Source organism: Mesorhizobium marinum (assembly GCF_040813675.1).
GTDB lineage: Bacteria > Pseudomonadota > Alphaproteobacteria > Rhizobiales > Rhizobiaceae > Mesorhizobium_K > Mesorhizobium_K marinum.
In genome coordinates this window covers 784,969-797,541 of the sequence record NZ_JBFOCI010000002.1, presented here as the reverse complement: position 1 = coordinate 797,541, position 12,573 = coordinate 784,969, and the positions used below count along the sequence as shown (strand labels likewise).

Sequence of the window (12,573 nt, the reverse complement as noted above, 5' to 3'; positions counted from 1 at the left end):
GCCGGCTTCATGGTGCGCCGACCGCCAGAGCGCGCTCGACAGCCGCCTCGGCAAGCGCGATGGCGTCGGGCGTCCCCACCGTGATCCAGCTGCCGCCCATCCGGACGCCGAACAGCCTGCCGGCGGTGATCGCCTCGTCGAAATAGCGGTTGAGCGAAAGCGGCCCGGGGGACGCGTCGGCAAAGATCACAGGGTTGACGATCGCCGCGCCCGCATAGATCAGGCCGGCCGGGTCGCCCTTTGCGCGGCGCAGCGCGCCGGCGGCGTCCATCCGGAAATCAGTGCTTCCGCTGTGCCCCGTCGCCTGGTCGAGACCCGCAAGCATGAGCAGGATGTCCATGCGCGCGGCATCCCAGGCAAGGGCAAGTCGCGCGAGGTTCGGCGCGTCGCCAGGCGAACCCTCGGCGTCGATCCAGAACGTATCCGCATTGACGATATAGAAGGGCTCCGTGCCGAGCGCGGGCAGCGCCCTGACGATGCCGCCCGCCGAATCGAGCAGGCCGCCGCTCTCGTCCGATATCACCACCCGGGGGGCGGTGCGCGTGGCGACATGGGAGACGATCTGGCCGGGCAGATAGTGGACGTTGACGACCGCCGTTTCGACGCCGGCGTCCGCCAGGCTGTCGAGGCCCCAGTCGAGCAGCGCGCGCCCGGCGACCCTGACCAGCGGCTTCGGAATGGTGTCGGTGATCGGCCGCATGCGCTTGCCCAGGCCCGCCGCCAGAACCATGGCTCTCTTCGGACCGTTGGTCATGCGACGTCCCCGATCAGCCCGTTGCGGCGGTAGAATCCCGCGAGTTCCGCCAGCGCCGGATGCGCCAGCGCCCTTTCGAGGTAGTTCGCGATGCGCGGCAGGTGCTGCAGATAGGCAGGCTTGCCGTCGCGTTCGTTCAGCCGCACGAATATTCCCAGGATTTTCGAGTTCCGCTGCGCCGCCATAATGGCATAGGCCTCAGCGAATGCGGTTTCGTCAAATGCGCCGAGGCGTTTTCGCGCCGCCACATAGGCGTCGACCGTCGCCTTTTCGATCGATGGCGGAACCGTGACGCGTGCGTCCAATGCAAGCGAGGCGACATCGTACGCCGACGGGCCAATGAGGGCGTCCTGGAAGTCGAGGATGCCGAGCCGGTCGTGCCCGGCACGATCGCCCCGCCAGACAATGTTGGGCGAATGGAAATCGCGCAGCACGAGGCCCATTTCGGCATGTTCGAGACGATCGAAAACGGCGCTCCAGGCCGAGGCGTACCCCGCACGCATGGCCTCGCCGGCCGGCCGTCCCGTGGCGTAGCGCACATACCAGTCGACCAGCAGCTCGACTTCGATCGCCATCGCGTCGCGATCGAAGTCCGGCAGCTGATGGACCACCCCCGGCGCCGCCTCCAGCCGCGATGACCAATGCCGGCTATGAATATCGGCCAGGAGTTCGGCGGCCGCCGTGTAGCGTTCGGCCACAGGCCGCCCCTCGGGGTCGAGGAAGCTTCCCGCTCCAAGATGGCTGAGCAACAGGAAGCCATTGTCGAGATCCTGCCCGAGGATTTCCGGAACCGAGACGCCCGCATTGGCCAGGGCGCGGTCGATCGCGACAAAGGCTGCCACCGTCTGCGCCGTATGGGCGATATCGGCATAGGGCCTGCCGTCGCGGACCGGCGGGCCGAGCACGAGGCGCGGCGCGTTCATCAGGACGCGCGGCTGCTCGCCGGGCAATGTCACCGTCTCATACGATCGTGCCGACGCATCGCCGGTGAAGTAGCGGCGCGCGGCCTCGCCCCAGCCAGGCCCGGCCAGGAATTCGCGAATGGCGAACGAGCGGGCGATGCGCTCGAAAGCGGGCCCGGCCCCCGCGATTCGCGCCAGGCGACCCTCGCCGTCATGCGTCAGTTCCAGCTTGACCGCATCCGGGGGCAGTCGGTCGCCCGCGCGGTCCGGCCATTCGATCAGCGCCGCCCCGGCAGACAGCATCTCGTCGAGGCCGAGTTCGTCCAGTTCGGAGGGCGCGGCCAGTCTGTAGAGGTCGAAATGGTGGAGGGGCACCCGGGTTTCGTAGGACTGGACCAGCGTGAATGTGGGGCTGGGAACGTCGAGCGCGGGTTCGCCGGCCATCGCCCGGATGACGCCGCGCGCCAGCGTCGTCTTGCCGGCGCCGAGATCGCCGGCGAGCGCCAGCGTGTCGCCCGGACGCAGGGCCATGGCGATATCCTCGCCCAGCCTCGCCGTCGCTTCTTCGTCGGGCAGGAGGCGCTCGAGCACCCTGGTCTCGCCGGCCGATGGGCTCATTCAGCGGCGTCGCGCATGCCGGCGGGGGTCGTGGGGAACAGGCATGTCACCGTGGTGCCCGCGCTCGGCGCTGTGTCGATGCTGACCGTGCCGCCGTGCAGTTCCACGAAACTCTTGACGATGGAGAGGCCAAGGCCCGCACCGCGGCGTCGGCCGCCATTGGCGCGGGGCTCGAAACGGCGGAACACGGTATCGAGGATTTCCGCCGGCATGCCCGGGCCGTCGTCGTGCACGCTGAACTCCACGCCGATCTCGAGCTGCCGGCAGGCCAGCCGGATGGTGCTGCCGTCCGGCGCGTAGTTCACCGCGTTGCTCAGCAGGTTGTACAGAATCTGGCGGATGCGGATCTCGTCGCCGAGCATGGAACGTGGCGCGAAGGCGGTTTCGACCTTCAGGCCGATCTCGTGCTCCTGCAGGCGGTCGGCGACCAGGTCGGCCGCGGCCCGGATCGTCCTGGCGACGTCCAGCTCGGAGATGTCGAGTTCCATGATGCCGGCGTCGACCGTGGCGAGGTCGAGGATGTCATTGACGATGGTGAGCAGCACCGAGGACGACGCCCCGATATGTTCGAGATACTCGCGCTGCCGCGGCTGCAGCGGGCCGGTCGATGGCAGCGATAGCAGCTCGGTAAAGCCGATGATGTTGGTCAGCGGGGATCGCAGCTCGTAGGAGACGTGCTGCACGAACTCGTTCTTGAGCTGGTCGGACTTCTCCAGAGCCTCGTTCTTCTCCTTCAGCGCCCGCTCGACGTTCACGCCGTCGGTCACGTCGACGAAGGTGATCATCACCTGGCCGTTGGGGAGATGGCTGACGCCGTAGCGCAACACGCGGCCGTCAGAGAGTTCGGTCTGTCCGCGCCGGTCGCGCCGTTCCTCGTCGAAGCCGGTCACGGAGGCTACGAAGCCCGCCCAGGGGCTGTCGGTCGCCAGCGGCTCGCAGCGAGCCCTGATCTCGGAGATGTGCGTCTTCTGGGCGACCACGTCGCTGGACAGCCCCCACAGGCTGTTGAAGGCGGGGTTGGACAGCCTGATGCGCCCGTCGGGCCCGAACACGGCGACGCCCTCGGCAAGGTTGTCGAGGGTCTCCCCCTGCACGCGCAGCGCAGTCGTGTAGCGGCTCTCGAGGTCGATCTTCTCGGTCAGGTTCTCGAATATCCAGGTCACGCCGCCCTTTGGCTGCGGGTTGGCGACGACGCGGATGGTGCGGCCGTCGGGCAGGTGCCAGAGGTCCTCGCGCGGTTCGACCGAACGGTAGGCGGACAGCAGGTTTTCCTTCCAGCGCCGCCACTCCGGCTGCTCGGCCAGCTTGCCCTCGCTGCGCAGACGATCGATCAGCAGCGCATTGTCCGGCTCGCTTTCCAGAAACGCGCCATCGAGCTCCCACAGCTTCTGGAAAGCCTGGTTGAAGAAGCGCAGCTTCTCGTGCTCGTCGAAAATCGCCACGGCCGTCGTCAGATGGTCGAGCGTGTCGGCGTGGCTGCGCACGGTGCGTTCGTGCTCCGCGCGCACCGCCGCGATCTCGCTGTTGTCGACAGCGATGCCGGCCGCGCCGTCGGCGCCGGCAAAATCGGTCACCGAAAGGACACGCCTGTCGCCGGCAATCACCGTCGAGAGCTGCTGAGCGAAGACGGCGCTGGTGCGGTGCTGCCTGTCGATCGCCTCGCGCGCCTGTGTGCCGAGAAGCTCCCGACCGTCGCGCACCGCGGCATCGCCGTCGGCGGCGTCGACCGCAGCCGCGTAGGCGCGATTGACCCAGGCCAGCTGGCCGTCCTTCGACCTGACCCAGAACGGCATTTCGAGCGCATCGAACAGGCCGATCATGGTTTCGTGCGCGGCTGCAAGGCGTTGGTTGTCGAGTTTCAGGCGCGCCTGCAGGCGCTGGCTTTCGGACAGCGACAGGAAACGGACGATCGTGTGGGCGGGCGTCTTGCGCCCCTGGACCTCCAGGGGCGCCCCGTTCTGCGCCTCGATCACCAGGTCGAACGGCGCGCCCCTTTCCCTGAGCGCTGCGACCGCGTTCTCGAGGGCCGCGGCCGAGCGCGGCAGCAGCCAGCGCCCGAAGGCCATGAAGGAGGAGCGCTCGTCGGGCGCGCCGCTTTCGGCGGGCAGCGTCCCGAGCAGCTCCGGCTTCCTGCGGTCGTCGTTCCAGACGACCAGCCGCTGGTCGCGGAGGTTCAGCAGCGCCTCCGAACGGCGGATCGCCGCGTTGAGGTCGGCGACCTTTGTGCGCAGTTCGACGTTTTCGGCGGCCGTGCGGGCGCGCTCGCGGATCATCACGATGGCCGACAGGAGAGCCGCGCCCATCACGCCAACGAGCATCGAGACCTGCATCACTTCGGCGGTGCCGAGGGAGAAGACGCCAGCGGAGATGCCGTCCTGGGCGTGCGCGGCGTCGCCGGCGAGGATGGCGCATCCCACGGATGCCAGGAAAAGACGAGCCCGGCCTGCGAGAAAGCCGCTACCCGCAGCTGGCGCAGCGGTGCCGGAATCGCCATTCCGGCCGGAATCGACCTTTCCCGCCTGACGCGGGACTTCACCCGGCATGTCCTGTTTCCTCTCCGCCGCGTGACTGCAGGATCGCCCTGAAGAGAGCGAGGCCACCCTTCCCCGGAACCGGTGGCGTCGCGAATCACCAACCATAACCCTTGCGCGAATCGGCGTGAAGAAGGCGGCGGCGCAAAAAAGAAATCGGGCGAAAAGTCAATCGCCCGATTTCAATATGTTGTAGGTAGATGCTCTGATTTTAATAGCGGTAGTGTTCCGGCTTGAACGGACCCTGCTGCGACACGCCGATATAGGCGGCCTGTTCGCTGGACAGTTCGGTGAGCTTGGCGCCGAGCTTGTCGAGATGCAGCTTGGCCACCTTCTCGTCGAGGTGCTTGGGCAGGACGTAGACCTCGTTCTTGTACTGGCCGGGCTTGCTCCACAGTTCGATCTGGGCGAGCGTCTGGTTGGTGAACGACGCCGACATCACGAAGCTCGGATGGCCAGTCGCGTTGCCGAGGTTGAGCAGGCGGCCCTCCGACAGCAGGATCATGCGCTTGCCATCGGGAAACGAGATCATGTCGACCTGCGGCTTGACGTTGGTCCATTTGAGGTTGCGCAGGGCAGCAACCTGGATTTCGTTGTCGAAGTGGCCGATGTTGCCGACGATCACCATGTCCTTCATCGTCCGCATGTGGTCGAGCGTGATCACATCCTTGTTGCCGGTGGTGGTGATGACGATATCGGCCGTGGGCGCGGCATCCTCGAGGGTGACGACCTCGTAGCCGTCCATGGCCGCCTGAAGCGCGCAGATCGGATCGACCTCCGTGACCTTCACGCGGGCGCCGGCGCCCTGGAGCGATGCGGCGGAGCCTTTGCCCACGTCTCCGTAGCCACAGACGACGGCGACCTTGCCGGCCATCATGACGTCGGTGCCGCGGCGGATGCCGTCGACCAGGCTTTCCCTGCAGCCATACTTGTTGTCGAACTTCGACTTGGTCACGGAATCGTTGACGTTGATCGCCGGGAAGGGAAGCAGCCCCTTCTTCTGCAGCTGATAGAGGCGGTTGACGCCCGTCGTGGTTTCTTCGGTCACCCCGCGGATGGCGTCGCGCTGTTTGGCGAAGAAGCCCGGCGTCGCCGCCATGCGCTTCTTGATCTGCGCAAACAGGATTTCTTCCTCTTCGCTGCCCGGCTTGGACAGCACGTCTTCACCTGCCTCGGCACGTGCGCCGATCAGGATGTACATGGTGGCGTCGCCGCCGTCGTCGAGGATCATGTTGGTGGCGCCGCCGTCGGACCACTGGAAGATCTGGTCGGTGTATTCCCAGTATTCCTCCAGCGTCTCGCCCTTGACGGCGAAGACGGGAATGCCGGCCTCGGCGATCGCCGCCGCAGCGTGGTCCTGCGTCGAGAAGATGTTGCAGGAGGCCCAGCGAATCTCGGCGCCAAGGCTCTTCAGCGTCTCGATCAGCACGGCCGTCTGGATCGTCATGTGCAGCGAACCGGAGATGCGCGCGCCCTTCAGCGGCTGCGCTTCGCCGAACTCCTCGCGGCAGGCCATCAGGCCCGGCATCTCGGTTTCGGCGATCTCGATCTCCTTGCGGCCCCAGCCGGCAAGCGACAGGTCGGCGATCTTGTAGTCCTTGGACATTCTCTGGCTCCGGTTTCTGCAGCAGGCGCAGACGGACGGATTTCCGTCGGCCGGCTTCGTGGCGGCGCGAACGCTTCCGCGCGCAAATATGCCCGCGTGACTAGCAGATCGCCGCAAAACCGACAATGGGATATAAAGAAATCTTTATTCGTGCATGTCCGAAGGAAGCCGCGGGCCGCCTTCCAGGGTCGGCTGGGGAGCCGCTGGCTCCGCTCAGACTTCTTCGCCGAACCGCGTGGCGATCAATTCCTCGATCGCCGCGATGGCCTGCTCTGCTTCCGGGCCGGTCGCCGTGACTCGGATCGAGCATCCCGGGCTCGCGGCGAGCATCATCAGGCCCATGATCGACGTGCCACCGACCGTGATGCCATCCTTCTCGACGCTGATGGCGGCAGCGAAGGAATCGGCCAGCTGCACGAACTTTGCCGACGCGCGTGCGTGCAGACCGCGCTGGTTGATGATCAGGAATTCGCGGGCAACCGCACCGTCAGTGTCGCCCGGCGCGCTCATTTGGTCGCGAGCAGTTGGCTGGCGACATTGATGTATTTGCGGCCGGCGGCCTGCGCATCCTCAACTGCGGTGGCCAGGTCGCCGGTCTTGCGCACGCTCGACAGCTTGATCAGCATCGGCAGGTTCATGCCCGCGATCACTTCGATGCGGCCGGCCTCCATCACGGAAATGGCCAGGTTGGACGGCGTGCCGCCGAACATGTCAGTCAACACGACGACGCCGGCGCCACGATCGACGCGCGCCACGGCCTCGACGATATCGCTCCGCCGCTTCTCCATGTCGTCGTCAGGGCCGATCGAGACCGTCTCGAAATTTTCCTGCGGACCGACCACATGCTCCACCGCGCTGCGGAACTCTTCGGCCAGCCGACCGTGCGTCACAAGCACAAGGCCGATCATGCTTTCCCAGCTTTCGTCATCATCCGTTTCACCGGCATTCTTCTTGAGCCGTCAAAGGCTCGCTCCTCCGGGCTGACCGGTTGGCGGGAGCGCTATCTTGTCCACGCCCGGCGCGTTGACAAGCCCAAATCTGCACACAAACCAGCCATTTTGCCGCAGCGCAGCATCAGTTTACGCCACAGGCGTCATCCGAACGGCGGCAGTGAAAGGTGCGCCAGAACGGCTGCCCCTGCGGCATCGCGGTCGTGGTTCGACAGCGTCAGCTGCGGAACCGAGCAGCCGAGCAGTGTTTCCGTCGCCGGTTCCGGAAATCGTTCCGCATCGGCAGGACCGACCAGCCGCACGATCAGGTCGACCGCCACCTTCGGTTCATGGTGTGTCGCGCTGGGTCCGATCCCGCGAACTTCGACAAGCCCGGCGATCGCCACCGGCGCCGTACAGACGAGACGCCCGCCATGGGCCGACAGGAACAGTTGGTCGTCGGCAACCAGGCGCGCGAACAGGCCGTTGGCGGCAGCATGGGAGACGAGCCAGAGCGCAAGCTGTGTCTTGCCGGCGCCGGACGCGCCGGCGATCAGCACCCCGCGGTCGCCGAGCACCACGGCGGTGGCATGAAGGTTGGCGGTCAATTCAGGCCTCGGCGGGCAGCATGACGGTGAAGCGCGCGCCGCGGATCTCGCCAGGCTTGCCGCCGACGATATTCTCCGCGGTCAGCGTGCCGCCATGCGCCTCGACGATCTGGCGGCTGATCGACAGGCCCAGGCCCGAGTTCTGGCCAAACGCCTCGCCGGAAGGACGGTCGGTGTAGAAGCGTTCGAAGATGCGATCGATGCTGTCGGGGCGGATGCCGGGACCGTTGTCGTCGATGGTCAGCATGACGCGCTTGCCGACGCGTGACAGGGTCACGGTGATGCGTCCGCCGACATCGGGCACGAAGGAACGCGCATTCTCGATCAGGTTGCTGATCACCTGCCCGAGCCGCAGGTCGTGGCCGAGCACGAAGAAGCCCTTGGCGCCCTGCGGCAGCCGCTCCACCCTGTAGTCGATCTCGATCTGCTTGCGGTTCGCATGAGTATCGCGGGTCACCGCCACGAGATCGCCGACGAACTTCTTCATGTCCACCTTGGTGGCGTCCTCGCGAGCGAATTCGGCATCGAGGCGCGAGGCGTCGGAGATGTCGGTGATCAGCCGGTCGAGCCGCTTCACGTCATGCTGGATGATCTCGAGGAGGCGGGCGCGCGACACTTCGGTCTTGGCGATCGGCAGGGTTTCCACTGCACTGCGCAGCGACGTCAGGGGGTTCTTCAGTTCGTGGCTGACATCCGCCGCGAAGCTCTCGATCGCCTCGATGCGCGCGTAGAGCGCGTTGGTCATGTCGCGCACCGCAACCGACAAATTGCCGATTTCGTCCTGACGGTCGGAGAAGTCGGGTATCTCCTCGCGGTTCTTGACGCCGCGGCGAACGCGCACGGCCGCAGCAGCCAGCCGACGCAGCGGATTGGCGATGGTCGAGGCGAGCATGATCGACAAGAGAACGTTGACCAACGCTGCCACGCCGAAGACGCGCAGGATCGAGTTGCGCTCGGCCGCCACGATCTTGTCGATGTCGCCGCCTTGCGTCGACAGCATCAGCACGCCCAGCACGGCGCGGAACCGCTGCACCGGCACCGCCACCGAGACGATCTGCTCGCCCTGCTCGGAGATGCGCACGACGGTCGACGGCACGCCGGTCAGCGCATTGATCACCTCCGGGAAGGCCGCGCCGTTGCCGCCGGGCTGTTCCTTGTAGATCGGCAGGTCGCTTCGCCAGAAGAAATCGGCGACGACCTTCTGCACGCGTTCGAAGAGGTCCGGCTCCTCCTCGTCGACCGGCGGCAGGTCGTAGCGCAGTATCTGGCCGCGTGAATAGAGATGGCGCGAATCGAGCAGCAGGTTGGCGTCGCGGTCATAGATGCGGGCGCGGGTGCGGGTCGGCGAGATCAGTCGCCTCAGCACCGGCGCGACGCGCTCGGGATTGATCGGGAAGTCGAGGCTGTCGAGCTGGTCTGATCCAGGCGCCAGGCTTTCGCCCGCCTGCATGGCGAGCAGCTTTTCGGGATCGATCGAGATGGAATCCGTCTCGACGGTGGCCGAGGCGGCGATTGCGCCGGCAATGATCTCGCCCTGCGTCCGCAGGCTTTCGACGCGCGCCTCAATCAGTCCGTCGCGGAACTGGTTGAGGTAGAGGATGCCGACGACCAGCACGCAGAGCGCGGCGAGGTTGAGGAAGAGAATGCGCCGGGTCAGGCTGGAGAAGACGTAGTGGCCGAGGAATCGCTGCGCCCTGATCCTCAGCCGTCCGAGCCAGGATGGCAGCGACTTCGCCTGCCGCCTCGTGGCGGCCGGGGCGCTCTTGATCTCGGCTTCCATGACCACGATGGTTCCGGTCCGGCCTCCTGGGGACGTGCGTCGTGCCTATTCTAGCGCGGATCGGGCCTTTCGCGAGCCCGGCATCCGATCCCGGTAGCTGGCGCCGCCCCGATCCTATGCCTCGCGGAACCGATAGCCGACGCCGTAGAGCGTCTCGATCATCTCGAATTCCTGGTCGACCTGCTTGAACTTCTTGCGCAGGCGCTTGATGTGGCTGTCGATGGTCCGGTCGTCGACATAGACCTGCTCATCATAGGCCGAATCCATCAGGGCATCACGGCTTTTTACGACGCCGGGGCGTTGCGCCAGCGAATGCAGGATGAGGAACTCGGTCACGGTCAGCGTCACCGGCTCGCCCTTCCAGGTGCAGGTGTGGCGTTCCTGGTCCATCACCAGCGATCCGCGCTCCAGCGATTTCGACTGCTGGGCCGGCGCCTTGACGCCTGCCTCGCGCGCCGAGGCACGGCGCAGCACGGCGCGGACGCGCTCGACCAGCAGGCGCTGCGAGAACGGCTTCCTGATGAAGTCGTCGGCGCCCATCTTCAGGCCGAACAGCTCGTCGATCTCGTCGTCCTTCGAGGTCAGGAAGATCACCGGCAGGTCGGATTTCTGGCGCATGCGGCGCAGAAGCTCCATGCCGTCCATGCGCGGCATCTTGATGTCGAGGATGGCGAGGTTCGGCGGGCGCGCGGCCAGCCCCTCGAGCGCCGACGCGCCGTCCGTATAGGTCTCCACCCGATAGCCTTCCGATTCCAGCGCAATCGAAACGGACGTCAGGATGTTACGGTCGTCGTCGACCAGCGCGATCGTTGCCATGTCAAGCGGCTCCCTCATGAGCGGGTGTCCCTTCCTGCTGCAAGCAGGCGGCTATGCGGGACAAATTGGGTACAAATTGTGGCACAGTTTTCAACTCATGTCACAGAATGGCGCTCCTGCGCGATGCGGCGATTGGTTGCGGCTTGGACGCCGGCCGATTGCCCGATCCTTGGGCAGCATCGGGATTTTCTTGCCCATCTAAACGATTTAGCTGATTTTCAAAAACTTTAAATCGATTAAAGATTTGATATCGTTGACCTTTTCTGTTTCGAGGATTTCAGGGTTCTCGCCGAGAGCCTCCCGGACGGAATCCGGGGCAACGACATCAACGACACCTCACCACAACGACAAGGGACCTCCGATGCAAGAACTCGGACAGTGGAATCGCGCCTGCGGGATCGGCTTTTCAGGCCTGACGACCGAGGGCTCGGTCTACTATAATCTGCAGGCTCCCGACCTCTATCGCGAGGCGCTGCAGCGTGGCGAGGCCGAAATCAGCGCCGAAGGGGCGCTGGTCGCCGCCACCGGCCAGCACACCGGCCGCTCGCCGCGCGACAAGTTCATCGTGCGCGACGGCAGCACCGCGCCGGTCGTCTGGTGGAACGCCAACCAGGCGATGGAGCCCGAAGCCTTCGAGCGGCTGCGCGCCGACTTCATCGCGCATGCGGCCGGCCGCGACCTGTTCGTCCAGGACCTGGTCGGCGGCGCCGATCCCGCGCAGAGCCTGCCGGTCCGGGTCGTCACCGAATATGCCTGGCATTCGCTGTTCATCCGCAACCTGCTGATCCGCCCGGAGGTCGCCGACCTCGACGGCTTCCTGCCGCGCATGACCATCATCGACCTGCCGTCCTTCCGCACCGATCCCGCCCGCCACGGCACGCGCTCGGAAACGGTGATCGCCATCGACCTGATGCGCATGATCGTCCTGATCGGCGGCACGGCCTATGCCGGCGAGATGAAGAAGGCGGTGTTCACCGCCCTCAACCACCTGCTGCCGGAACGCGGCGTGATGCCGATGCACTGCTCCGCAAATGTCGGGCCGGACGGCAAAGCCGCGGTCTTCTTCGGCCTGTCGGGCACCGGCAAGACGACGCTGTCGGCCGACCCGGAACGCACGCTGATCGGCGACGACGAGCACGGCTGGGGACCGGAGGGTATCTTCAACTTCGAAGGCGGCTGCTACGCCAAATGCGTCAGGCTCTCGCCGGAAGCCGAGCCGGAGATTTACGCCGCCAGCACCCGCTTCGGGACCGTGCTTGAGAACGTCGTTCTGGAGCCCGTCACCCGCAAGCCGGACTTCGACGACCAGACACGGACCGAGAACACGCGCTCGGCCTATCCGCTGCCCTTCATCCCGAACGCCTCCCCGACCGGCCGCGCCGGCCAGCCGAGGAACATCGTGATGCTGGCTGCCGACGCCTTCGGCGTGATGCCTCCGATCGCCCGGCTGACGCCGGCGCAGGCGATGTACCATTTCCTGTCGGGCTACACCGCCAAGGTCGCCGGGACCGAGCGCGGCGTCACCGAGCCGACGCCCGAGTTCTCGGCGTGCTTCGGATCGCCCTTCCTGCCGCGCCATCCGTCCGAATACGGCGCTCTGCTCAAGCGGCTGATCGCCGAGCACGACGTCGCCTGCTGGCTGGTCAACACCGGCTGGACCGGCGGCGCCTACGGGGTCGGAAGCCGCATGCCGATCAAGGCAACGCGCGCGCTCCTGTCGGCGGCGCTCGACGGTTCGCTCGACATGGCCGAGTTCCGCACCGATCCCTGGTTCGGCTTCGCAGTGCCGGTGGCGGTGCCCGGCGTCGACGCGTCCATCCTCGACCCGCGCGCGACATGGGCCGACAAGGCCGCCTACGACCGCCAGGCCAGAAAGCTCGTCGGCATGTTCATCGACAACTTCTCGAAGTTCGAGGAGCATGTTGACGGAACCGTCCTGGGCGCCGCCCCGCGCACACTGGAAGCCGCCGAATAGAACACGCGCGACTTTGGCACCACCTGGCCCGGCTTGCCGGGCCTTTTCTTTTTT

The 12,573-nt window shown here is 66.1% G+C and carries 10 protein-coding genes; 1 reads left to right on the top strand and 9 read right to left on the bottom strand.

From position 1 onward, the window contains the following. Positions 1–7 precede the first annotated feature (7 nt). From ABUE31_RS09470 to ABUE31_RS09430, 9 genes are all read right to left on the bottom strand, one after another. A complete protein-coding gene (locus ABUE31_RS09470; RefSeq protein ID WP_367723281.1) occupies positions 8–754 on the bottom strand; it encodes a nucleotidyltransferase family protein in 747 nt (248 codons plus the stop codon). Beyond that, complete coding sequence (gene tsaE / locus ABUE31_RS09465; RefSeq protein ID WP_367723280.1) at positions 751–2,274, bottom strand: tRNA (adenosine(37)-N6)-threonylcarbamoyltransferase complex ATPase subunit type 1 TsaE; 1,524 nt, start codon at positions 2,272–2,274, stop codon at positions 751–753. Before tsaE ends, ABUE31_RS09470 begins: the two co-directional genes overlap by 4 nt. Continuing rightward, positions 2,271–4,817: a sensor histidine kinase gene (locus tag ABUE31_RS09460; protein ID WP_367723279.1), complete on the bottom strand. Its 2,547-nt coding sequence runs from the start codon at positions 4,815–4,817 to the stop codon at positions 2,271–2,273. The genes tsaE and ABUE31_RS09460 overlap by 4 nt, the downstream gene beginning before the upstream one ends. Before the next feature lie 199 nt (positions 4,818–5,016). Next, positions 5,017–6,411, bottom strand: coding sequence for an adenosylhomocysteinase (gene ahcY, locus ABUE31_RS09455; RefSeq protein ID WP_367723278.1), 1,395 nt, complete (start codon positions 6,409–6,411; stop codon positions 5,017–5,019). Between the two features lie 213 nt (positions 6,412–6,624). Continuing rightward, complete coding sequence (locus tag ABUE31_RS09450) at positions 6,625–6,921, bottom strand: HPr family phosphocarrier protein (RefSeq protein WP_367723277.1); 297 nt, start codon at positions 6,919–6,921, stop codon at positions 6,625–6,627. Further along, positions 6,918–7,319 carry a PTS sugar transporter subunit IIA gene (locus tag ABUE31_RS09445; protein WP_367723276.1) on the bottom strand — a complete coding sequence of 134 codons (402 nt, stop codon included), beginning with the start codon at positions 7,317–7,319 and terminating at the stop codon, positions 6,918–6,920. Before ABUE31_RS09445 ends, ABUE31_RS09450 begins: the two co-directional genes overlap by 4 nt. A gap of 185 nt (positions 7,320–7,504) precedes the next feature. Beyond that, on the bottom strand, positions 7,505–7,948 hold the full coding sequence (locus ABUE31_RS09440) for an HPr kinase/phosphorylase (RefSeq protein ID WP_367723275.1): 444 nt from the start codon (positions 7,946–7,948) through the stop codon (positions 7,505–7,507). Between the two features lies 1 nt (position 7,949). Next, entirely contained in the window at positions 7,950–9,728 is a 1,779-nt protein-coding gene (locus ABUE31_RS09435) for a sensor histidine kinase (RefSeq protein WP_367723274.1), read from the bottom strand. 114 nt (positions 9,729–9,842) lie between these two features. Then, a complete protein-coding gene (locus ABUE31_RS09430; protein ID WP_367723273.1) occupies positions 9,843–10,544 on the bottom strand; it encodes a response regulator transcription factor in 702 nt (233 codons plus the stop codon). Between the two features lie 361 nt (positions 10,545–10,905). Between ABUE31_RS09430 and ABUE31_RS09425 the strand changes: the two genes are divergently transcribed. Next, complete coding sequence (locus ABUE31_RS09425; protein ID WP_367723272.1) at positions 10,906–12,519, top strand: phosphoenolpyruvate carboxykinase; 1,614 nt, start codon at positions 10,906–10,908, stop codon at positions 12,517–12,519. The last annotated feature ends 54 nt before the right edge of the window (positions 12,520–12,573 follow it).

What these genes read in the sequence shown, in the direction of transcription:
- ABUE31_RS09470 (WP_367723281.1), bottom strand. Translation starts at nt 754, where the DNA reads ATGACCAACGGTCCGAAGAGAGCCATGGTTCTGGCGGCGGGCCTGGGC.
- tsaE (WP_367723280.1), bottom strand. Translation starts at nt 2,274, where the DNA reads ATGAGCCCATCGGCCGGCGAGACCAGGGTGCTCGAGCGCCTCCTGCCC.
- ABUE31_RS09460 (WP_367723279.1), bottom strand. Translation starts at nt 4,817, where the DNA reads ATGCCGGGTGAAGTCCCGCGTCAGGCGGGAAAGGTCGATTCCGGCCGG.
- ahcY (WP_367723278.1), bottom strand. Translation starts at nt 6,411, where the DNA reads ATGTCCAAGGACTACAAGATCGCCGACCTGTCGCTTGCCGGCTGGGGC.
- ABUE31_RS09450 (WP_367723277.1), bottom strand. Translation starts at nt 6,921, where the DNA reads ATGAGCGCGCCGGGCGACACTGACGGTGCGGTTGCCCGCGAATTCCTG.
- ABUE31_RS09445 (WP_367723276.1), bottom strand. Translation starts at nt 7,319, where the DNA reads ATGATCGGCCTTGTGCTTGTGACGCACGGTCGGCTGGCCGAAGAGTTC.
- ABUE31_RS09435 (WP_367723274.1), bottom strand. Translation starts at nt 9,728, where the DNA reads ATGGAAGCCGAGATCAAGAGCGCCCCGGCCGCCACGAGGCGGCAGGCG.
- ABUE31_RS09430 (WP_367723273.1), bottom strand. Translation starts at nt 10,544, where the DNA reads ATGGCAACGATCGCGCTGGTCGACGACGACCGTAACATCCTGACGTCC.
- ABUE31_RS09425 (WP_367723272.1), top strand. Translation starts at nt 10,906, where the DNA reads ATGCAAGAACTCGGACAGTGGAATCGCGCCTGCGGGATCGGCTTTTCA.